Annotated in this window: 22 protein-coding genes; 5 read left to right on the forward strand and 17 right to left on the reverse strand. The window is 61.5% G+C overall.

Going from position 1 to position 19,826, the window contains the following annotated elements:
* The first annotated feature begins 290 nt into the window (after nt 1-290).
* Nucleotides 291-1,241: a DUF4238 domain-containing protein gene (locus AB0876_RS10750; RefSeq protein ID WP_016895463.1), complete on the forward strand. Its 951-nt coding sequence runs from the start codon at nt 291-293 to the stop codon at nt 1,239-1,241.
* Between the two features lie 475 nt (nt 1,242-1,716).
* On the opposite strand, the gene AB0876_RS10755 is transcribed toward AB0876_RS10750, so the two are convergent.
* The gene (locus AB0876_RS10755; protein ID WP_071288177.1) at nt 1,717-2,430 is read right to left on the reverse strand and encodes a hypothetical protein; all 714 of its coding nucleotides are present in this window, start codon (nt 2,428-2,430) and stop codon (nt 1,717-1,719) included.
* A gap of 60 nt (nt 2,431-2,490) precedes the next feature.
* Here AB0876_RS10755 and AB0876_RS10760 point away from each other — a divergent pair, with 60 nt between their 5' ends.
* On the forward strand, nt 2,491-2,748 hold the full coding sequence (locus AB0876_RS10760) for a helix-turn-helix domain-containing protein (protein WP_071288178.1): 258 nt from the start codon (nt 2,491-2,493) through the stop codon (nt 2,746-2,748).
* Between the two features lie 69 nt (nt 2,749-2,817).
* On the opposite strand, the gene AB0876_RS10765 is transcribed toward AB0876_RS10760, so the two are convergent.
* The 4 genes from AB0876_RS10765 to AB0876_RS10780 form a co-directional block, all read right to left on the reverse strand.
* Nucleotides 2,818-3,387 (reverse strand): tropomyosin, encoded by a 570-nt coding sequence (locus AB0876_RS10765; RefSeq protein ID WP_071288179.1) that lies wholly within the window; start codon nt 3,385-3,387, stop codon nt 2,818-2,820.
* The gene (locus AB0876_RS10770; protein ID WP_110797337.1) at nt 3,380-6,049 is read right to left on the reverse strand and encodes a tyrosine-type recombinase/integrase; all 2,670 of its coding nucleotides are present in this window, start codon (nt 6,047-6,049) and stop codon (nt 3,380-3,382) included. The genes AB0876_RS10765 and AB0876_RS10770 overlap by 8 nt, the downstream gene beginning before the upstream one ends.
* Before the next feature lie 12 nt (nt 6,050-6,061).
* Complete coding sequence (locus tag AB0876_RS10775) at nt 6,062-7,192, reverse strand: tyrosine-type recombinase/integrase (RefSeq protein ID WP_225330547.1); 1,131 nt, start codon at nt 7,190-7,192, stop codon at nt 6,062-6,064.
* Between the two features lie 154 nt (nt 7,193-7,346).
* The gene (locus tag AB0876_RS10780) at nt 7,347-7,544 is read right to left on the reverse strand and encodes a hypothetical protein (RefSeq protein WP_141245053.1); all 198 of its coding nucleotides are present in this window, start codon (nt 7,542-7,544) and stop codon (nt 7,347-7,349) included.
* A 428-nt stretch (nt 7,545-7,972) separates the two neighbouring features.
* Between AB0876_RS10780 and AB0876_RS10785 the strand changes: the two genes are divergently transcribed.
* Entirely contained in the window at nt 7,973-8,263 is a 291-nt protein-coding gene (locus AB0876_RS10785) for a hypothetical protein (RefSeq protein WP_141245052.1), read from the forward strand.
* A 225-nt stretch (nt 8,264-8,488) separates the two neighbouring features.
* Here AB0876_RS10785 and AB0876_RS10790 read toward each other — a convergent pair whose 3' ends face one another.
* The 11 genes from AB0876_RS10790 to AB0876_RS10840 all read right to left on the reverse strand — a co-directional run bounded on the left by AB0876_RS10790 (nt 8,489) and on the right by AB0876_RS10840 (nt 16,968).
* The gene (locus AB0876_RS10790; RefSeq protein WP_526041946.1) at nt 8,489-9,190 is read right to left on the reverse strand and encodes a hypothetical protein; all 702 of its coding nucleotides are present in this window, start codon (nt 9,188-9,190) and stop codon (nt 8,489-8,491) included.
* Nucleotides 9,139-10,209 (reverse strand): type 2 periplasmic-binding domain-containing protein, encoded by a 1,071-nt coding sequence (locus AB0876_RS10795; protein ID WP_074330961.1) that lies wholly within the window; start codon nt 10,207-10,209, stop codon nt 9,139-9,141. Before AB0876_RS10795 ends, AB0876_RS10790 begins: the two co-directional genes overlap by 52 nt.
* Nucleotides 10,206-11,567: a dibenzothiophene-sulfone monooxygenase DszA gene (gene dszA, locus AB0876_RS10800; protein ID WP_064914151.1), complete on the reverse strand. Its 1,362-nt coding sequence runs from the start codon at nt 11,565-11,567 to the stop codon at nt 10,206-10,208. The genes AB0876_RS10795 and dszA overlap by 4 nt, the downstream gene beginning before the upstream one ends.
* A gap of 786 nt (nt 11,568-12,353) precedes the next feature.
* Nucleotides 12,354-12,602: an antitoxin VbhA family protein gene (locus AB0876_RS10805; RefSeq protein WP_526041947.1), complete on the reverse strand. Its 249-nt coding sequence runs from the start codon at nt 12,600-12,602 to the stop codon at nt 12,354-12,356.
* A gap of 226 nt (nt 12,603-12,828) precedes the next feature.
* Complete coding sequence (locus tag AB0876_RS10810; RefSeq protein WP_526041948.1) at nt 12,829-13,461, reverse strand: TetR/AcrR family transcriptional regulator; 633 nt, start codon at nt 13,459-13,461, stop codon at nt 12,829-12,831.
* 255 nt (nt 13,462-13,716) lie between these two features.
* Nucleotides 13,717-13,983 (reverse strand): PrpF domain-containing protein, encoded by a 267-nt coding sequence (locus AB0876_RS10815; protein WP_526041949.1) that lies wholly within the window; start codon nt 13,981-13,983, stop codon nt 13,717-13,719.
* Entirely contained in the window at nt 13,983-14,063 is an 81-nt protein-coding gene (locus AB0876_RS10820) for a hypothetical protein (RefSeq protein ID WP_526042328.1), read from the reverse strand. Before AB0876_RS10820 ends, AB0876_RS10815 begins: the two co-directional genes overlap by 1 nt.
* Before the next feature lie 30 nt (nt 14,064-14,093).
* On the reverse strand, nt 14,094-14,822 hold the full coding sequence (locus tag AB0876_RS10825; protein WP_526041950.1) for an L-threonylcarbamoyladenylate synthase: 729 nt from the start codon (nt 14,820-14,822) through the stop codon (nt 14,094-14,096).
* A 112-nt stretch (nt 14,823-14,934) separates the two neighbouring features.
* Nucleotides 14,935-15,438 (reverse strand): cupin domain-containing protein, encoded by a 504-nt coding sequence (locus tag AB0876_RS10830; RefSeq protein WP_526041951.1) that lies wholly within the window; start codon nt 15,436-15,438, stop codon nt 14,935-14,937.
* Nucleotides 15,439-15,450: 12 nt separating this feature from the next.
* The gene (locus AB0876_RS10835; protein ID WP_526041952.1) at nt 15,451-16,011 is read right to left on the reverse strand and encodes a chorismate mutase; all 561 of its coding nucleotides are present in this window, start codon (nt 16,009-16,011) and stop codon (nt 15,451-15,453) included.
* Nucleotides 16,012-16,215: 204 nt separating this feature from the next.
* Nucleotides 16,216-16,968 (reverse strand): 5'-methylthioadenosine/adenosylhomocysteine nucleosidase, encoded by a 753-nt coding sequence (locus tag AB0876_RS10840; protein WP_526041953.1) that lies wholly within the window; start codon nt 16,966-16,968, stop codon nt 16,216-16,218.
* Nucleotides 16,969-17,136: 168 nt separating this feature from the next.
* Here AB0876_RS10840 and AB0876_RS10845 point away from each other — a divergent pair, with 168 nt between their 5' ends.
* Both AB0876_RS10845 and AB0876_RS10850 read left to right on the forward strand, forming a co-directional pair.
* Nucleotides 17,137-17,823, forward strand: a complete 687-nt coding sequence (locus tag AB0876_RS10845; protein WP_526041954.1) for an NAD(P)H-dependent oxidoreductase — start codon at nt 17,137-17,139, stop codon at nt 17,821-17,823.
* A 109-nt stretch (nt 17,824-17,932) separates the two neighbouring features.
* On the forward strand, nt 17,933-19,093 hold the full coding sequence (locus tag AB0876_RS10850; RefSeq protein WP_526041955.1) for an acyl-CoA dehydrogenase family protein: 1,161 nt from the start codon (nt 17,933-17,935) through the stop codon (nt 19,091-19,093).
* 16 nt (nt 19,094-19,109) lie between these two features.
* On the opposite strand, the gene AB0876_RS10855 is transcribed toward AB0876_RS10850, so the two are convergent.
* On the reverse strand, nt 19,110-19,733 hold the full coding sequence (locus AB0876_RS10855; protein WP_526041956.1) for a TetR/AcrR family transcriptional regulator: 624 nt from the start codon (nt 19,731-19,733) through the stop codon (nt 19,110-19,112).
* Nucleotides 19,734-19,826 lie beyond the last annotated feature (93 nt).

Raw genomic sequence — 19,826 nt, forward strand, 5'->3', positions numbered from 1 at the left:
AACGCGCGTGGTCACTATTGCACAGAAGCAACCCCTGACGAGCGGTCCATTCGAGGCGCGGCAGATGCCAGGTCAAGAAGAGCGCGAGGAATCTCGCCAGGCTCTCTGACACACGTCGGTGATCGAAGTCGACCGGGCAATGGCCCTCGCCGGCGCGAACGTGTCCAGCCTGGACTCGAGGCAACTCATCCGGAGAGAATTGGCCGCTGCTGTTTACGGGGCGCCGTTCGGCGAATGGCGAGACACGCCGCTTTGCGAGGGGACTCCGCCGGATGGGTAGGCTGCCAGGGATGGCTACCAAGCGGCCGCATTTCGTCCCGCGGGTGTACCTGAACGCCTGGGCCAACGGCCAATCTCAGGTTGCCTACCGCCGTCGCGACATGCCGCAGGCGGTGGTGTCCAGCACCGTCAATGTGGCAGTGGCCGGGGGCATCTACGGCGCCGGCGAGATCAGCGAGGCGCGCGAAAAGTTCTTTAACGACCTCGAAGCCGACTGGCCGTCTCTGCGACACCAGCTCAAGATGGACCGCAACCTCACGGGCGACCGCCGCCAGCTGATGGCCGTCTATCTCGCCATCCAGCTGGCTCGAACGGTCCACCACCGCAATCAGGCGCAATTCATGATCGACCTCGCCGCCAAGACCACCGAGCGTCCAATACCTGCCGACGTGGTCCGCGAGCATCTACGCGAACTGGACGGCGGCGATGACCCCGACGAGAACGAGGTCCAGACGGTGCGCGACCTACTAGAGGGATCGCCCAGCGCCCCAACAGGCGATCAAGCGCACAGTATGGCGATGCAGGTGGCCACGGAGATGGTCGCGCCACGGTTGGAGTCCATGCGGTGGTGCGTTTACGACTTCGGCCGCCCGATTCTGATTACCAGCGACCGCCCGGTGCAGCTCTGGCGCCGCGTCGGGTCCGGCCCAGAAGTCGGAGGCGTCGGGGTCGAAAACGCGGACCAGATCAGGTTCGCGCTGTCGCCGAGCACGTTGTTGGTGATGTCCAGAGAACCGCTTAACCCGACTCAGCTTCCGAACCCACGGTCGATCAATGCTGATACCTTCCGCGACTGCCATCAGTTTGTCGTGGGAACGCCGCAGTCGAGGCATGCACTCAGTGCACTTGACCTGGCGCCTCAGTCACCTCGACTGCGGTTCCGCACGGGCCCCGGCTATGCGACAGGACCGGATGGCACCAACCAGTACGTCGGCGAGGCGCTACACACCTACGTGAGCTGAACACGCACTCAGCAGGTGAGTTCAGCGTCGTCGCGCCGCTGGATTTGGTAGATCCGCGATACATGGAGCCCGCTCAGCTTGGCCAGCCGAGTCGGGGACATTCCCTGCATCAGGCCATCGCGAATCGCGTGATGGAGGTCGCCGACCGTCCGACTGACGGACAGCCGCTGCCGCTCAGCCCATGTTTCGGACGTCTTTCAAGCTGCGGTTCTCCGGCGAAGGCGTCAGCGGCCACGATCTGCGAAGTGATACTGCCGGCATCGTGATTGGCGGCGTGACCGAAGTCGTTGAGGCAAGCTTGGGGCAGCCAGTCGCCGGAACAAAATTCAACTAGTTGAACATTTTGATAGCCGGTGCCACACTAGATGCGGCGGGGTGTGGTTCATCACCAGTGCCGGCCCCTCGGGGCCTGGCTTTTACTCACGAACAACAGCGCTTAGTGCGACGCGAGGCACCCCGCCCCAAAGTGTTCTCGTTACTCACCGCCGCCATCAGCCGAACGGGGCTGAAGCCCCACCTCTTCGGCCCATCGCCGACGGTCCGCGCGCGTCTGAAGCCAACGCTCGCTGACCTCCTGGCCGATACGATGCCGCTGATCCGACAACTTTTCGTACAGTTCGGACTGCGATGCAGCAACGATGTCTAGGTGCATGCGATATTGATCGCGTTCATGGCGGTTCGCATGCGTATAGCAATGCGCCCCAAAGGACCCCGTTCCGAGGTAGACCGCACGCGACACGCATTGGGCGCCAGTGGCGCGAACCGCGCTCTGGCATTGGGGCCTGGGGCCGGTGAAATTCTGCATACGGTCGGCCGGGGGCAGTTGCCAGAGCGCGCGTTCGATCCGATCGCCCACCGACCGCTCAGGCAGGACTCTGGTAGCGCCACCCCGGACCGCGGCGCCGTGCCGGGCGAATATCGCCCTTGGCCGCGACCAGTCCGCGCCCCACCGGGCGTCGAGAGCAGCTCCCTGGTGCACCAGGCTTGCGGCGGCGTGCGCGTTCTGCACGCCACCCTCCGCAACGTCGAGATCATTCTCCAGCTCGTCGAAATTCATATCCGCATGGCCGGACAACGCCTGCAGCACGAGCCGGCATTCCATCAGTCGGATACGCATTTCATCGAGCAGTTCTAGCGCCGGACCTGACACATTCTCGGCCGGCTCAGGCGGGTATGACGTAGCAAACACCGGAGCAATATACAACTAGTTGTACAGACTTTTGGCGCCGCCACCTAGTGACTAGGGTGCGTGCCCACAAACCCCCTCCACCACGAACCCGAGCGAGCCGCGCAGTGGGCAGCAACCCGAACTACAGTCGGGGCCCGCATCCGATCACTGCGCCTCGAGCGCGGGCTGACCCAAGAGGAGGTCGCGCTTACCTCCGGCGTCGCCCGGCACATTTTGGTCCAAGTAGAACGCGGACAGCGAGGGTTGCTCTATGAACGGCTTGTCGACATTGCCGCGGCCCTCGCAGTGCCTGCGAGCTCCCTACTCGAGGACCTCTAGTCCCGGCGGCAGGATGAGTTCAAGTCGGCATCGGCTGTTCGACACTCGCTCGATCCGTTGCGGCGCAAGCTAACTCGGTGGTTTGATCACTGAGAGATTGCGTTCTTGCTCGCGCCTGACATTGGCACGCGAAGCCTGTAAGGAGCGTTGAGCCACAACGAGTTCGCTTCGGACTGAGGTGATCTGGCGATTGAGCGCGTCGATCTGGCTCCGGAGCCGATCATTCTCCTCCGCGAGATGATTGCCTTCGGGGTCAAAGAGCTGCCCGGTCACGTCGCTGATCTGGGCGTCCTGCTGGCGCACCGTTGCGCGTAGTTCTTTGACACGGGCTTCAGCGTTGAGTGCGCGCTCCCTCCACGAGGAAACCTCGGCTTCGTCGTGCGCCGCGAAGCGTGTCCGCGTAGTCATTTGGGACGTATCTCGGGCGGTGAGAACAAGTTTGGTGAGTGCCGGGCGTTTTTTGTCGTAGATGAAGGTCTTTCCCACGTCAGCTCGCCGACAGACTTCCTCGACAGTGAAGGGCAGTCCGGTCTTGACGAGCTTCGTGACCGCACGGCGAACGCGATTCTCGCATTCCAGAGTGCGCCGATTGCGGCTTTCGATGGCCTCGACAGGGCGACGGCGTTCGGTTTCAGTCACCAGCTTTCCTGTCCGTTTGGTCGTCCTTGGATACGGCTGTCGTTTCTTGGAGGCCATCGAGTTGCCATCCTGTCGAGAACAGCGGATGAAAGAAGTCCTGTCTGGGGCTGCGTAGGTCCAGTTTCTCAGCGGCTTCGAGCAGCCCGAGCTCTTCGAGCGCATTTCGTAGCCTGGCCAGCACCCTTTCCCAGGGCTTCCATTCGCTGAGGATGTAGTCGCGCGCATCTTCTGAGGGTGCACCTTCGGCGAAGTGATATGCGGCGTCGCGCTTGCGTTCCCAGTACGCCAAGTCAGCGCCTGTCAGGACGAAGTGTGGGCACGGGCCGTTGGGTCCGCTGCTGCAGTTTTTCGATACAGGGCATGCACTTCCACCGACGACAGGTCCATAGCGACACAGCCCGTGCTCCACCGGGATCACGGTCAAATCAATGCGGCCAGCGACGGCCGCTTCACTCCCCAAGCCGCTGGCAGCGACCGGCGTCATGAGCACCTTCCCGGGCGACTCCATCCCCGGACCTGCTGTCCATACTTGACGTAGGTGGCGGATGACGGTGTCATCGTTGTATCGCGCGTAGTGCGCTAAGGCCTCTTCAGAGAAGTGACCCAGTATCTGCCGGACCAGCGCTGGCGGTGCACCATTGTCGAGCAGCGCTGTCGCCATGGTGGATCGGGTGCGATGCGTGGTAATACCTTTCAAGCCGAGCTTTTCAATCCAGTCCGCCAGCTTCCTCTGCAAGACGCTCGATGAAACCGGGAGTCGAAGGTCAGGGTTGGTCGTAGGGCCCGGGAATAGCGGCATCGTGCGATCCCACTCGGCTTCCAGGGCGGCGCGCTGACGTTTGTTGAGGCTCGCAAGGTCGGCGGCGTAGCGCCTACGCAGTTTTGCCCGGGTGACTTCTTGCCGCCTAAGCAGCCGCTGATACACGGGATAATGGCAGGGCATCCCGTAATCGAGGACATTCGCCTTGGTGATGTCGCGCCATAGATATGGTTGTGCTTCGCCGATCATGCCGATGCACCCGAGGCGCAGGTATATGGTCTCGCTGATCCGCCCACCTTGGAATGCGTGGGTCAGCCAGATATCGACGAGGCCCACGTCGTTCACGTCCGACTCATCCAGCAGTTTCAGCGACGCATCGCTGATGAGGAGCCTGAAGTCGTCATCACTGATGGGACGGGGTTTCGGGCGTTCTTCCGGCGCCGAGTAGCGCGGGAACGCGAGAACAAATGAGTCCGTTGGCCCGAGGTTGCGGGCGCGTCCGAACACGAGAACAGCGTGCATGGCGTTGGGGCTCGTCTTGTAGACCAACTCGACCAATGGCTTCGGAACTGGACTATTGAAGGTGCGGTTCTCGGCTACTGGGACTTGCTCGCGGTACCACATATCCCAGAGGTCTTTGAACGCGCGGGCATCGGAAGCATGTAGCAGTTCGGGATCATTGCCGTGATCTTCACGTAACTGCCACAATGCTTTTGAGAGTAGGTGGATGCTCCGAACCCGACGGTTGATTGTGCCAGAGGTCGGTTGAGGTGATTCTGTCGCCGCGTACTCGAGATTCTCCCAGAGCAAGTCACGAAGCCAGCGTTGCGAAATGCCGGTCAGATCCCAGACCATGCGTCTGTCCGAAGGGCTATTCGCGCTCTTAAACTGCTTAGCTCCAACGATCGCTGGATCGAACCAACCGGCGTATTTTGCGTCCTGTCTCGTTAGTGTCAGACCGCGCGCGGCGATGGGGAGGTCAGCCCAAATCCGCCGGACATCCGCCGCCTTGTACTTGGAGACGTGCTCCGCAAGCATGGGGTCATTGAGCGTCTGAACGCCTTCGGAAGCAAGTACGTCGACGACCACCTGGATGTGACGAGGTCTCCAATGCCCCCTTCGGGCCGTGCTGTCGTGCCGATGGATGGCGTACCGAATCTCACGTTGAAGCCTCAGCGGCAGATGATCCACCCACACGTCTCCGCGGTTCTCCGGCAGTTGCATGCGCTTGCTACGCGGCTCCATCGCCGCCCATTCGGTCCACAATGCCTCATCAGGACTGAGGTTATTGTCACGCAAGTAGCTACGCCAGACTTGATAGTGGGATTTACAGACTCGCACTTGGCCAGGGCCACGGAAATTGAACAACGGGCCGTCATGAACGCAGTCCGGTATTGCACATCTCGGCAGCGGTGGAAACGGTGTTTGCGCGCGCAAACATGCTTCCTCGGTTTCACCGCGCCGTTTGGCTTTCCAAAGGATTCGGTTGTGCGCCATACACAGTCCAGTGATCAGCGCCTCTCGATTGGGACCGCAAATCCGGCAATCATCGAGCCGGTAACGCGCCCACCCTCTTAAGATGCATGGGCTCGGCGTCGCCTGCTTGGCGAACTCTTCGATGGTCAGCTTCGAAGACAACGCCTTGAACTCATGGTCGTGCGTGCTGCACAAAAACTTGATGTTGGAGCCCGCGAGCTCACCGTTGCAATCGGGGACCTGGCACGCCCAACCATAGGTTCGGTGATCCCCGGGGAACACGATCGGGTCGCTCAGCAGCCATGGCGGAAATGCTTGACTGACCGCTTCGTATCGTTGGTCGAACGACAACGATACGATGCCTGGCTCTGACGAGACTGCTGCAATCGTGGAGTGGCCCGTTCGCGCACTGACAGTCGAATCCATCAGCGCGGCCGCCTACACGTCGTCGATGGCATCGTCGTCCTTGCGAGTGGATTGTTCCGGGAAGGCCTTCCATGCCTCGTTGAGATACTTCATCGTGTGTCTGTTTGCGCTGCGGCCGTACAGTCCGGTGACCTGCTCGGCATGCGCCCAGCCGAACTCCTGGGCCACCAATTCAGCATTGAAATCGCTTGCAGCATAGAGATTCGCCGCGGCACGGTGACGAAAAGCATGGGGAGTGACGTAGCTGTTCAAGTCAGCTCGACCGCACGCCCTGCGGAGCATCTTGCGAACGCCGCCGGTGGTCAGTGCGGCCCCTGCGGTCGATCCCTTGATGTGGACCAGGATCTGTTCGTGGTCAGCGAGGTGCTGGATGGGGTGGTACTCGTCCAGAAGATATGTGTAGAAACTTGTGATCATCGATTCGCTCACGGCCCGAATGACGCCGTCGATGACGTGGCCATCGGGGCTGATCCGAAACTCGTGATATGCCTTGGCACGGGCATGATTCGGGTTGTCATCTCGCCCGACGATATGCACATGAGGATCTTTCCGCTGGCCGCACGGGTGATCGTAAACAAGATGGAGATCGGGAAAGCGCAAGCCACAGAGCCCACCCACGCGAACACCGGAGTCAACGAGCCATGTCACGATCATGGCGTCACGGGCCGAGGTCAACACCCCAGGTTCGAATAATGCGGCGACGCACTGCTCCGGTAGGAAGCGGGGGCGACCGGGCCCTTTCGGTGGGGCCAGCGGGTTCTTGGCGACAGAACTTGTGCGACGCCGCGATTTCCCCTGCGTACCCGAAAACCAATCCACAACAGTATGATTCGTTCTTGACGTCGTCAGATAGAAGGCCTTCACGATGGTCGCAACGTTGCCGGCGGCCGACGTACCTATCGGCGGCCTGTCTCTCCACACAACCCCGAAAACACCCGCACCCTGACCCGTCAGTGCGTTCATGTAACGACGCAAGTCGTCGACAGTGACCGAGTCGACGGTCAAGTGATTCGTATCAAGCCAGTTGAGGTGATCAACGAGACCATAGGCGTAGGTCTGCTGACTCGACTCTCTGTACTGTTTGAGGACTTCGACTGACGACCGGTGCAATTCGCCGCCCGCCGAAAAGATCCAGTACGACACGCGGCCACCGGGATGAACGACCCGGCGCACCCTGTATGGCTTCACACTCGACGTCAACGCACCCTCCCAGGGCTGACGCGAACAGTTGCGAACGCCAGTGAATCACGCGTTCGCGAAACGCCCAGGAAGGCTCGCCGCGAACGTCGAAAACGGGCTACCGGAGGAAGCTAAATGCTTGAAGGATGTCGTCATCTGAGCCCGGATACCCCGCGCTGCGCGCCTGGTTGATGAAGTTTTGTTGCTCGGCGGTGAATGGGATTGGCCAGGCCCAAGCCGTGCTGGCGGTGGTGCCTAGCAGCGCTCCCGCAGCCAGTGCGATGGTGGTGATGCGTACGACGTAGCGACGTGACATAGATGGTCCTTCCCCCGAGGGCCGCCGCCATCACCTGGTCGGGATGCGTCGAACTGGCCCCAGAGACAGCCTAAATGCGACCTAGACCCTTGTCCGACACCAATTCCCAGGGTCATTCGGAACGATTTCGATCCAGCGCGTCAGGCCTGCCTGGTCTCGTCAGCAAGCCGCTGACTTTCCACTCCGGCAGCTATCGACGGGCCGGAGCACATCAATCCCCTCACCACCTCGATCCATTCGAGCAGGTCCCACTTTTGGTGTCGGGGAGGTACTTTCGGCGGCCCGATAATTGAAGAATGCAGCCGAACACTTCCGCAGCCCGCAGCCGCAGTAAGGCAGCGGGCGGTTCTGCTGACCAGGGCGGGGCAATTACCCGCACGAAGTCTCAACATTCGAGCACAGGTGGCACACCTCGAAAGGGAGCGGCAATGGGAGATTCTCCTGGTGAGCATGCCGGCGTTCCACCGGTACGCGTGGTGGCCTCGGCCGTCTCTGCCAAGCGCACGATAGCCGTTGATGTCGGGGATAACGGCCAGGTGGTAGGCCTACGTTTTCTCAGCGACGTTGTCCGGCAATGGGATACGTACACCCTCAGCCAGCGAATCATCGCAGTAGCTGACGTCGCTCATGACCGTCACCTCGCCAGTCAACCCAATCATGACGGTTACTACCCCGATCATGCCGAGGTATCGGCAGCCGAACGCAAACTGAAATTCTGACAGAGCACCCGCAGCCCGCATCGGGTCGGCAGTGACACTCTGCGGCGCTGCAGCTGGTCAGGTCTCCAGCACCATCGCAGCAGCGGTGTCGATTGCTGTGATGAAGTATTCGTTGGACACCCATGGCGCCCCTCAATCCGAAGGCTCCAGCGGCGTCCGACCCTATACATGCCACATGGTTCAAACCTGCTGCGCGCGAGACTTGTTCGCGCGCAGCAGGTCAGCCTATTTCTGAGAGAGGGTCAGCGGGGAACGGGTCAGGTCGACGGACCCGTTGATGTACATCGATTGTTGGTCAAGGGTTTTGATGGCCCCAGCATGCCACTGGTCGACCCCAGAGACGTTGTTGAAGAATGCTTGCCCTGACACCCTCACCGCCAAGCCTGCGGATGAGTAGTTGTCGATGTTGTCGATTTTGATTCGGCTCAGGTCAGCTGGGCCCCAGTTGACCGTGCCGTCCACCACTCCGAAAGCCACTGTGTCACATGGCTTCGGCGGTGCCGCGGCGTGGGAGTTGGTGCACGCGTCGGTGATGGTCTTGACCTGGGCCATGATAGCGGTCTTGGCCGCGTCGGTGACCGTGTAGGTCGGTTGTAGCGATGCGCTCGATCCTCCGGTCAAAAGCTGGTCCAGGAGAACCGGTTTGGTGGTCACGGTGATCCACTGGTTGCTGGAGGCGACGTCCAGGAAGCCGGGGAAGACGGTCACCGAGAGCAGCCCACTGGCGCGTAGATCCTCACGCTCTTCTGTCGCCGAACCACCAGCCTTGTCGCGCTCGACGACGGTAGCTTGCCACTTTCGCGTCAGCTCGCGCGCCACCTCGATGGGGTCGCCATTCCTATTGTTCTGTGCCGTGGCGGTGTCATCGGTCAGGGTCATTGCTGGTCTCCAGTCGTGGATTGAGTGAGGAATTGCGGTGCCGCCCACTGCGTGAGGTCCACCGGATGGTCGAGGAGATTGTGGTCGAGGAGGAACTGTTGAGTTTGGTCGACAACGGCCAGTGCCGAGTCGTCAAGCCGTGGGATCAGATGTTGGGCGAAATCAGCGCCGAAACCGCGTCCGATCGCCGAGGGCGCGACCCCGAGGTTGGCGGCATGGATGCCAACGGTTTCCTCGGGATGGGCCTGTGCCCAACGGCTGGCTTGGACCGCCGCGTCGACGAGTCGTTGCACCAGGTCGGGTCGCTCGTCAACCAGCTGAGCGCTGACCGTCCAGACACTGGCATACCGGCTTCGTTGGTCATCGCCGAGATCGGCGAGCACCCGCGCTCCGCTGAGATCTTCTAACTCCGCCGCCCAGGGCAACCAGGTGAACAGCGCATCAACGTTGCCGCTATCCAGGATGTCCCTCTGGTGGCCGGCCACGTCGGGAAACAGGTCAGCGCCTTTGACACTGGCCGCTGCTTCCAGCCGCTCTTCGGGCACGTCGACGCCAGGGCTTTCGATACGCACCAACTCGACGTCGTCGACCCCTATCCCCCCGATGTGCAGGGTCTGCAAAAGTCCCCGCGCCTCCCAGGTACCCAGCGCGATCAGTGTTTGCCGCCACGGGTCCAAGTGCCGATAATCGCCCAACTCGCCGGTGAGGATGCGGATCGCTGCACCCGACACACCCACCCGCCGGCCCCGCAGCTGCTCCGGTGATGTCACCGGGCTGTCAACACGGACATAGATCCCTTGCCGACCGGCCAGAGGGGTGATGCCTAGCAGGCGGGTGCGTCCCGGCGCCCGCAGGCCCTCACTGATAAGAGGTGGAATTTCGCCACCAAAGCGGGTGTAAGCGGGATGATCGTAGGTGAAATGCAACCCTGCTTGCGCGCCGCTGAGCACATTCAGCGAAATCCCGTTGCCGGCCAACAGGTTTGACTCCAGCGCTGTCAGTAGTGCATTGGGAACCGGGCAGTTGCTGTAGGCAAGAACGTCATGATCAACATCGGTGGTGGTCATCGGATGCTCCCGACTTCAGGGTGAGCCAACCCAAGGTGCTCACGCAGCGTTGTCCCTTCGTACTCGGTACGGAACACACCACGTTGCTGCAGCAGCGGAACCACCTGGTCGACGAACTCCTCGTAAATACCCGGCAGATACGCCGGCGAAATGATGAATCCGTCAGCGGCCCCGGCCTCAAAGTGACTAATCAATTGATCAGCGATCTGTTCGGCAGTTCCGGCCCACTGCGGCACAAACCCGACGTTGGTGCCGTATCGGCGGCCCAGTTCGGCCAGCGTCAGGTCCGCACCGCCACCGGCCACGGCGGAAAACATCTGCAACATGGTCGGCACGTGACGATCCCCGAGATCGGCGACGATGTCGGAAAACTTCGTATCCAGCGGATACTTGGAGAGATTCAAGCCGCTGTGGCTGGATAGCGTCGACAAACCCACTTCGGGATGCACCAGCGAATTGAGATATTCCAGACGTTCCCGGGCCACCTGCTCTGTCTCACCGAGCACCGGCATCACCGCGGTGAATACCTTTGTTTGCTCCGGGTCACGCCCCGCGGCCGCAACGTGAGCTTTGATGTCCTGATAGACCGCGCGCATGATGTCGAGGTTGGGCGAGACGCTGAATACCGCTTCAGCCCAGCGCCCCGCGAAGCGACGCCCCCGCGGCGACAAGCCGGCCTGCAAGATGACCGGTTCACCCTGACGGGACCGTGGAACCTGCAACGGGCCACGGACCGACAACCAGCGGCCGCGATGATTGACGTATTGAACCTTCTTGGGATCAGCGAACCGACCGCCAACCTTGTCCAACAACAAGGCATCCTCGGACCAAGAACTCCATAGCTTCTTGACGGCCTCCAAGAATTCGTCAGCCCGGTCGTATCGGATGTCATGCTCAAGGTGCTCATCCACACCGAAGTTGCGTGCCTCGGAGTCGTTCAGCGACGTGACCACATTCCACGAGATCCGGCCATCAGACAGATTGTCGAGCGTGGCAAACACCCGAGCCACATGATAGGGCGGGTAGTAGGTCGTCGAAACCGTAGCGCCCAGACCTAATCGCTGGGTCACCGCAGCCATCGTCGCTATCACGCTGGTCGGCTCCAGCGCCACCGCGCCCTGGCCACCCAGACCGACCCCCGTCTCCAAATTATCGCCATAGCTATCTTCGATGGCCAGGCCATCGGGAAGAAACAACAGATCAAACTTGCCCCGCTCCAGGGTCCGCGCAATCTGCTTGTAGAACTCGCCAGTCAGAAAACCGTTCGTCGCACCGACATGGCGCCACGCGCCATGCGCATGAGTGACGTTGCCGGCCGAGAAAAACCCGGCTAAATGTAGTTGGCGTTGTTCAGCCATAATCAGCAGTGCCTCCGTGGGGATCAGTTACCGGAGACCAATGCTCGGCTACTGCAACCGACCCCAACAGAGTTAGGAGCCCGATGATTCAAAGGGGCACCCAACACGCCACTTCCTCCCGACGACCCACCCGACCTTCGCCGATTCTCGCCCCCGGACGAGTGCCGTCAAAGCGCCACCTGTGAGCAAGATCACCAACCGGCGGGGTGTGCACCTCCGCCCGGCTTCGACACCCTGACGGCCACCGCGGCGGTATCGATGTAAAAATCAATGAAGCGGATGGCTACCGCGCGGAACTCGCACCTCGCTAGCACGCACCGTTACCAGCTAACCGGCCTGGCGATATTCGACGGGCGGCACTTGTCCGCCTGATGAGTGTCCGATCCGGAACTAGTTGAGACTATTCCGGGAAAACATGAGAGCTGTCCGATTCCGCCCTGTTTTCCGGAACTATCTGAGAGTTGAGTCGGCCCTGGTGGCTCGATGTTTTCCGACCAGGTGTCCATATTGAGCGGTCTGTGTGGTTCCGATTCCGCGACTGCCTGACAGTGCCGGTTTTCAACGGCATGTCTACGTGCGGCCTTGTCGGACGCCCCAGCCTTCCGGGGGTCTGTTGCGATATATCCGTCACGTGACGTTTAAGGCTGTGTGTGGCTGGATGTCCAGGAAGTGCGAGTTCTCTTGTCGACCAGTCGATTTGGCCGTCGGATGGGCAGCCGCGGCGCCGCTTTCGTCGCCGACCGGATAGTTGGTGTTGGCCACCTTGGGCCCGTGGTATCGATGACTTTACGATCGCCGGCCGAGGTGCGCCTGGAGTACTTGGCGGTTGTATTCGTCGAAGTTGATGCGCCCGGCGGTGAGTTCGATGAGCCGGAACGTGGATTCGCGGTCAGGTGTCGCGCCTTCGATCATGCTGTCGGCGATGGCGTTGCACACCGTACGCCGCTGAGTGGCCGACAGATCACTGCCGTGCAGCAGCTCGGCCAGCACGGACAAGCTGTCGGGCTCATCATCGTCGGCGATCTCGCGACCCACGCCGACAGTCTATGTGCATCCCAGCCGAGCGGACGGTTTTGTCACTGTGACACTTCTCCCCCGGGTTGCTAACAGGAAAGTCACTGATGCACTTCGGTTTTGGATCATTTGATGGATAATGTTGATTGTCCACCATTCTTGCGTGAGCCTTGAGACAAGGTCGTCAGTCTCGAATCCTCGCCTGCCTCGCGCCTGTCAGCGACGGACTGCAAGCTTCCCAGGGTTGTCATTTCGCAATCGTTCGGCGTCCGCCTGACGAACGACCGCCCTTTGTCGGACCATTCGACTGAAGCCTGTCGATCACCGGGCCGGTGATCGCCGCAAAGGCTTGCGGGTCGCCATAAGCCCGAGCCGCAAGCATGGCGCCGTGCACGGCCGCCATCAACGCTTCGGCCTCGGAATGGGCGTCTTTCGTTAAGGCGATGCGACCTTGGCGCGCCCCGCGTTCCAGCACCGATGCGAGCCATGCAGACAGCGCTCGAAAGTATGCTCGCACCTCGAGCACGATCTCGTCCGGCAGGACGGGGATCTGTGTCGCGAGTAGGGCGCATAGGCAGTAACTGGTTTCGGGGTCAGCGATGCAGGATTCCCAATACCCGGTATAGCTACGCAGCTGGTCGAGTGGCTCCGCAACGTGTCGCTCGATCTCGGCAATCCCCGCCTCAGCCTCGGCGCGGTATTGCTTCACAAGAGTCCGCACCAGATCGACCTTCGTCGGAAAATGATGGTGAATGCTCGCCTTTCGGATACCTACGACGGCAGCGATATCGGCATAGCTGAAACCGTTGTAACCACCGGCCACTATCGATGAGCGTGCGCAGCGGAGAATTGCTTCGGCAGTAGACGGCGGAGCGGCCATATAGGAAACCTACCTTCCGGTAGGTAGATAGGCAAGTTGCGTGCCGCGGGTGTGGTGTCGAATGCGCGGCCGAATTTCCGCGATTGACCTGCTGACGTTCACGTGCCGGTGGCGTCTTGAGCGCCGAGCTCAGGCCGTCGCAAGTCTACTGGCGGCGGCCAAACAGCAAGGTCGCCTGTCCAGTTCAGTGGTCGTCCCAAGCATCGACCATGACTCGTCGTTGTGCTTCAGTGCGCCCACCGCACGATTCACCGATTACGAAGGCAGGTAAACACGGGCATCGGCGAGGCGGCGCGACGTTCGGCTGATCGCCAGATTGAAATACGTCGGGCCGGCTTCGTCGATGCGACCGTCGAGCTCGACAGGTACAGGCATCACACCCGAAGCATGGCCAGCGCGAAGGACCCCCGAGTCGACTCCTGATGCCGCTTCGGCGGCCGTCGCGCCCGGAACACGAGAGGCGGCAGCGAGATTAACTGCGGCGGTGTCCGCGAGGCTCTTGTGCACCCGCCCCATGTACATCAAACGCACCCGTCGGCGGCCGAGATCACCCCTTCATCGATAGCGAACGCGCCGGCCCCCGCCGATATGTTGCCGCAGATGCCATCCCACTTGTTGCCTGACCGTGCTGATCAGAAGTTGCGCGCCTGGTCGCGTAGGTGACCCGAAGGCAAGGCCTCCCGCCCGGGATCGGCCGGAAGGGTGATGCCGAACTGGTTGGCAAAGATGTCACTGATCAACTCGTAGCACGACCCGATCCGTACGACTTCCATCGTGGAGAAGTCGATGAGCGTCGACGAGCGATGGTAAAGGTGATACTTGCGGAGTCCGTAGTCGACCACCATGTCCACGGCATCGATGACCGGCTGCTGGATGTCTTGCACGCGAAACTTCGTACCGGTACCGGTCAGATTCGCCGACGACCCCAGCAACGGTAGCCCGTCACCGTGTGCGATCCGCACTACCGCATCCTGCAGCGCGCCACCATTGACCAGCATCGCCAAAGTGCTCCCGACAGTGCTCGCCTTGAGAGTCTCGGACTCGATGGCAGCCACCACGGGATGCGACGCATCGTAGGGTCCGACAACGGTGAGTGGAAGTCCCGCATCGAGCACGACAGCGTCGACCATGTCTTGCTCACGCGATCCGAGTTGATGAACTTCACGGTGGAGTTCGTAATTGCCCGCCATGGCATGTCGTTTGTGGGGCGCGCGTTGCTTGGCCCGGAAGAGTCGCTGCAGCGCACTGGATGAGCTGGCCACGGCGCCATAGCCAACGTCGCCCGGCATGATCACCGCCCCACCAGACGCCACCATCTCATAGATCTTGCGGGCGTCGCCCGCGACGTCGTAGCGGTTCATATAGAACTCCTCTTGGCAGATATTCGAATGTTGGTTTGAGCCCGGGGCAGTCGTGCCACACAGATGAGCGGACGCACTAGCGTTCGGAGCCCGCGCCTCAAGTGTCCGGCCGCTATTCGAAGCCACATCCCGGGTTCGGCGCGCTGTCGGAGGTGGGTGCGCCGGCGGGATCGATGTACGTCACTTCGAGGATCGCCGGCGTCGTACCCAGGTTCCTGGCAGTGTGCACATGGTCGGGCCCTGTGGGGTCGGTGATCGGGTCTCCGACCCCGTAGATACCGTCTTGTGTGCAATCGGCCGAATAGTGAGACAACTCCCCCACTTTCACAATCCCGTAGATCACGCCGCGATGGGTGTGCCACCCCGTGCTGCCTCCCGGAGCAATCGTGATGTCAGAGACGATGAAATCCTTGCCGCCTGTCGTGTGCTTGGACAGCACCGATGCACTGATTCCGATAGGCGGCGTAGCGCCAGCTTCCGGTGCGGTCGCAGTGTTGAGCGACACGGACATCACGACGAGCGACAGGCACGAAACCGCCTTGGCAACTGATTGTTTCGCGCGTGCAAAGGACAATGCGAGGTTGTAATCACCGGGAATTATGGCGGGCGTGTGCACTGGAGGAGCGGCTCAACGATCGCAGTAGCTCGACGTCGCTACGTCGAGTGCGCTTCGATAGAGCGGATCGAGTGCGCGGGCGGTTGCCACCGAATTGCGCGCAGCATCAAGCGCAGTCGCACAATTCGGGCCTAGCAGGACATCGCGTTGATTCTCCATCTCAGCAACCATGGCGCGGTTGAACCCGTCGATCGCAGTGCGGCTTTCGGTAAGTTCCATGGCCGAGGTCGGCGCCACCGCGGGTTCGAACTTCCACTGCCCGAAGCGCGTGTACTCCACACCTTCGGTGGCGTGGATCTGATTCTCAAATATGCGCCGGATGTGCTGCTCGTTGAGCCCCCGCATGCGGGCATCGGTGGCTGCTGCGTCGAGCACCTTGTTGGCTCTGGAGCTGTCCTCGATCGGGCCACCCTTGACCCATTTGAACGCGGCGACCAGATCGGCGGTCAGAAGCCGCTGCGCTGCGGTGTCAACCAACAGATACAGCGGCCCATCGTCGTCGGCATGCGCCATCGGCGCGGCGCTGCACACGCCGAGTAGGACAGCGGCGGTTGCGGTTACGAAGTACCTCACGGTTTTGAACATGGGAAACTTTCTGCGCGGTTTCTTGACGTGGTGCATTCATCGCGTCACTGCATCTAAACGAGACATCCGACGAAACCGTTCTCGGAGGACAAGGAATTGCCGGAACTACGTGGTGCACGAAAAACGTGCGGCGCGACGGAACGCGGTTCGTTCCATGGCTCTGTCCAAACGTCTCGGCGGGACTCCCGCTGGCTAAAGCACCGGTAGCAGCCTGCGCAACACCGTGGCCGACGTTCCCGCAACCTCGCCGGCGAACTGACCGAACTCGAACCGTGAATCCTGACCTGCCAGATCCGACAGCGCCCGGATCACCAGCCAATCGATCCCGAACGCCTCGCAAACCTGAGCCACCGCGCCGCCCTCCATCTCGACGGCGCGGCCGCCGAACTCACTGTGCAGCCGCGCCCGAGTCGGCTCACTATGCAGGTATTGGTCACCGGACAGAACGGTGCCGTACACGATCTGCGCCGGGCTCCCCTGCCCGCCAGCTTCTGGCGACAGTGGCGGCAGACGGACGTCATTTAACGCATCCTTGACTTTGTGGAGTAGCGAAGTGTCGGCGTCGTAGCCAAGTCGATCGGTAGGGTTGATGAATGGTAGGTGGCCAGGTTGATAGGTCTGGAGCCGTTCGTCCTCCATCAAGCCCGCGTCGTACTGAATCAACCGATCGGCGACGACGACATCGCCGACATTCAGGTCAGGGTCCAGGCCGCCGGCCACACCGGAGAAAACGACTGCACGGCAACCGAAACCGTGTGCGAGCGTGGTCGTTGCCAATGCGGCGTTGACCTTGCCCATCCCGGTCTCAGCCAGCACAACCGCATGACCGTCGAGCGAGCCGGTATCGAACCGGATATGGGCGATGCCAACGCGGTCGACATTGTCCATCACGCTGCGAAGATGAGCCAACTCCTGCGGGATGGCGCAGATCAAACCGATTGTCACAGATGAAGTTTACGCGCATTTCCCGATACTCTCGCTTCTACTGCCTCCAGGAACGTGCGCCCTAATTTCCATCAGTATCTGGCGGGCCGAAGGGCGGTCAGAGCTACTGGCTGCGAGCCAAATCACCTACCGTGTCGATACCAACGCTATTGAAAGAGCGGACTTCTCATGCACTTACTGACCGTCTATTCGCACCCGTTCACCGACCGATACCCGGCGGTTGTGATGGAGGAGTTCCACAAACCGTTTCGGCAGGCGGACTGGTCGATAGACGTCCTGGACCTTCACCGGGAAGAGTTCGACCCCAGGTTCACCCGAGAAGACCACGCGCACTTCTGGGGCGGACCAGTTCCAACCGAGATCGCGGCCATGCACCGCCGGGTCGAGAAGGCAGACAAGCTCGCGTTCATCTTCCCGGTGTACTGGTGGGGCATGCCGGCGATGATGAAGGGGTGGATTGAGCGGGTTTTCACCGGCGGCTGGGCATACCAATTTGGCGGTGGCGCCGAAGACAGAGGTAAGGCAACGCAGAGGGCACTTCTGCCCAATATTCCGACGGTGGTCGTCGGGATCGCCGGTTCGACCAAGCGAACATACGACAAGTACGGGTACACCGAGGCGATGAAGACCCAGATCGACGTGGGGGTATTTGCCTATTGCGGTGTGACTGATGTGGAAAGCCATCTCATCTACGACGTGGAAGGTGACCACAACTCGCCTCACCGCGACGACGGAATGAAACACGCATTGGAAATCGGATACGCCTTCCTCTCACCCACACGAGCCAGACGGAACGCCAAAGAGGACCATCTGCGCCGGAGAGAATCCGTCGCTCCCGCCACGACGGCTCGCTAGCACCAACTCGGCAGCAGGACAGGCAAGTTCCAACAAGGGACGACCGTCGACCTACCCGCGATCTCCGATGGCGCCGAACGGTTCATGAAGCGCGCGCGTCTATTACTGCGTGACCACAAGCATTGAGACCACGAACGTTCTTGACCTACCCGAAGTTCTGCGTACCTCGATCGAGGCCAGCGCCGCGCAAAGCGATCAGCTGGGCGACCTTCCGGCCAGCCTGCACGACGAATTGCGTGAGGCCGGAGCATTTCGACTTCTGACCCCGCGTGCCCTCGGAGGCTCAGAAGTGCCGCTGCCAACGGTGCTGTCGGTGTACGAAGGCTTTGGCCGCATTGACGGGTCTGTGGGACTCCAAGTATGGAACGCCAACTTCGGGTGGGTCGGCGCCCTGCTCGATGACGCTGGCACCGACCGTATCTGGAAGACGGGCACCGAACCGGTTTTCGCCAACTCGGGTATGCCCTGCACCGCCGAGCATGTCGACGGCGGCTACCGCGTCACCGGGAAGTGGAAGATTGTCACCGGAATTCGCCGAGCCGACTGGTTCATTGCGGTCGGGACGGTCGTTGCCGACGGGCAGCCCCAGGTCACCGCGTCTGGCGCGCCGGAAATCCGCGTCTTCGCGATCGCGACGGACGAAGTTGCCATTCAAGACACCTGGGACGTGACAGGCATGCGGGCCACCGGCAGCAGAGACGTCGTTGGCCACGCCGTCTTCGTGCCCTCAGAACTCACCGTGCCACTCGACGCCCCGCCGCGCATCGACCATCCGCTCTACCGCGGTTTCCTTCCGGCTCTGGTGTTTGCCGGCTGCAGCGCGGTCACTCTAGGTGTCACGGCGCGCGCCATTGACGAGACTGTAACGCTGGTGCGTGCCAAGCCCGCCATCGGCGGCGGGGTCGTTGCCGATGCCGCCCGGGTTCAATATCTCATTGCCAAGGCGCAAACCAGCATTGACGCCGCGCGGCTGCTGCTGCAGTCGGCGGCGAGCGCATTCCAGGTGGCCGGCGAGCGGGGCGTGATGGCCACCATGGAACAGCGCGCGGCGCTGCGCGCAGCGATGACCTACGTCGCCCAGGTCAGCCGCGATGCCCTGAGCGGGATGTATGAGGTTGCTGGCTCTTCGGCGCTCTACCGGTCCAACCCGATCGAGCGGGTTTTCCGGGACGGCATGGCGGCGGTGCAGCATGCCAACCAGTCGGCAATGTACTTGGAGGCGGCGGGGCGCGTCCGGTTAGGCATGGACCCCGCCGTGCCGCTGTTCTAACGGTTGACTGCCGGCTTCAGCCTGGCAACCCTCCGCGGTCGGCCTGTCGGTCATCGACGCTCAAGATCGTCTCCATCGTCTTGGCTACCGTGTTCTCGAGTGTGAGCGGTAGGTCTCTCCTTGCAGCGATGTAGCGTCGGACGGCGGCGTACGGCAGGTCGATCACGGCCAGCAATACCGCATCGAGATCCATGCCGGTCTCGGCCCGAACACTCTTCACAAGTTGTCGGGTCTGCTTGTCGCGCACGACATTCTCCGAATCGACAGAGATCCTCAGCTCTGCCGGCCATTGTTCTGCGCCCAGAGCGCGCCGTCCGGCAAGCAGTACGGCAGCGGCATCTGGGTTGTTGCGGCACCACCGCACGGTGTCACGGGCGACCTGTACTGCTGCGCAGACGGCAGATTCCGCCGGCCCGTCGAATCCTGTGCGGGTTGCATCGTGGTAGTCGGCCACAGTGCGTCTCCACAGTGCGCCAAGAAGTGCGGGGCGATCAGGGAAGCGGTAGTACAGCGATCCACTCGGTGCACCGGTGGCGCGCAACACCGCGGACAAGGTGAGTGCGTCGGGCCCGCCCGCTGCCAGGACGCCTGCGGCTGCATCCAAGAAGTCGTCCATCGAGTACTTCGGTTGCGTGGGCACGATATGGAGGATACTATCCACATCATCTAGAGGACGAACTCTAGATCACTGTTTGAGAGCGGGCGGCGATCAAGCAAGAGGGAAGGATGTGGC

Source organism: Mycobacterium sp. NPDC049093 (assembly GCF_040704635.1).
Taxonomy (GTDB): Bacteria; Actinomycetota; Actinomycetes; order Mycobacteriales; family Mycobacteriaceae; genus Mycobacterium.